This is a genomic window from Sphingomonas sp. DC4900 (genome assembly GCF_049896485.1).
GTDB classification, from domain to species: Bacteria; Pseudomonadota; Alphaproteobacteria; order Sphingomonadales; family Sphingomonadaceae; genus Sphingomonas; species Sphingomonas aquatilis.
The window spans coordinates 1-934 of the sequence record NZ_JAFCUK010000045.1 but is presented as its reverse complement, the minus strand read 5'-3'; the positions used below and the strand labels follow the sequence as shown (position 1 = coordinate 934).

General features: G+C 64.3%; 1 protein-coding gene. It reads right to left on the bottom strand.

Translation table 11 applies throughout. The annotated features are described in order from the left end of the window. Positions 1 to 173: 173 nt before the first annotated feature. Entirely contained in the window at positions 174 to 902 is a 729-nt protein-coding gene (gene istB / locus ACP690_RS18055; protein ID WP_062127353.1) for an IS21-like element helper ATPase IstB, read from the bottom strand. Between the last annotated feature and the right edge of the window lie 32 nt (positions 903 to 934).

Below are 934 nucleotides of genomic sequence, written 5' to 3'. Positions count from 1 at the left end.
TGTCAATCGGCGTCCAAAAAGGACCCCCTATCGGCGTGCAAAAGGGACCCCCTTCGTCGAGCAGCGTAACGGGTATGACGGGCGCACTGTTCGTGCTGGTTGCGGCGTAGGGCGGGCGTAGCCCGACCGGAGGCGCAACCAGCACGAAGCGTTCTCTGCCGGTGCCCCAGGCTTCAGCTTCGATGTTTGAAGCGCCAGCTGTCGTTGCCGGTTTCGACGATGTCGCAATGGTGGGTAATGCGGTCGAGCAGCGCGGTGGTCATCTTGGGGTCGCCAAAGACGGTCGGCCACTCACCAAAGGCCAGGTTGGTGGTGACGATGACCGAGGTCTTCTCGTAGAGCTTACTGACGAGGTGGAAGAGCAGTTGACCGCCCGAGCGTGCAAACGGCAGGTAGCCAAGCTCGTCGAGCACCACGAGATCGAGGCGCGAAAGCTGGGCCGCCAGCGTGCCGGCCTTGCCGAGGCGCGTTTCCTCCTCGAGCCGGTTCACCAGGTCCACTGTGTTGAAGTAGCGTCCGCGGGCGCCGGCTCGTACCACATTGGCAGTGATGGCGGTGGCGAGATGCGTCTTGCCGGTACCCGTTCCACCGACCAGCACGACGTTGCGTTGGCCCGGAAGAAACGAGCCGCTGTACAGCGAGCGCACCAGTCCCTCGTTGATGGGAGTGTCGCCGAAGACGAAGGCGTCGAGGTCCTTCACCGCGGGTAACCTGGCGGCCGACATCCGGTAACGGACCGAGGCTGCATGGCGGTGCGTCGCCTCGGCACGCAGCAGGTCGGTCAGGACCTCCATGGTCGTGCGCTTGCGCTGGAGACCGGTAGTGACCGCCTCGTCGAAGGCGCCAGCCATGCCCTTCAGCCCCAACTCGGCCATGGCCGTCATCATCTCATGCCGCTGCATGGAGACCTCGCAGGCTGTCATAGCGGTTGCAG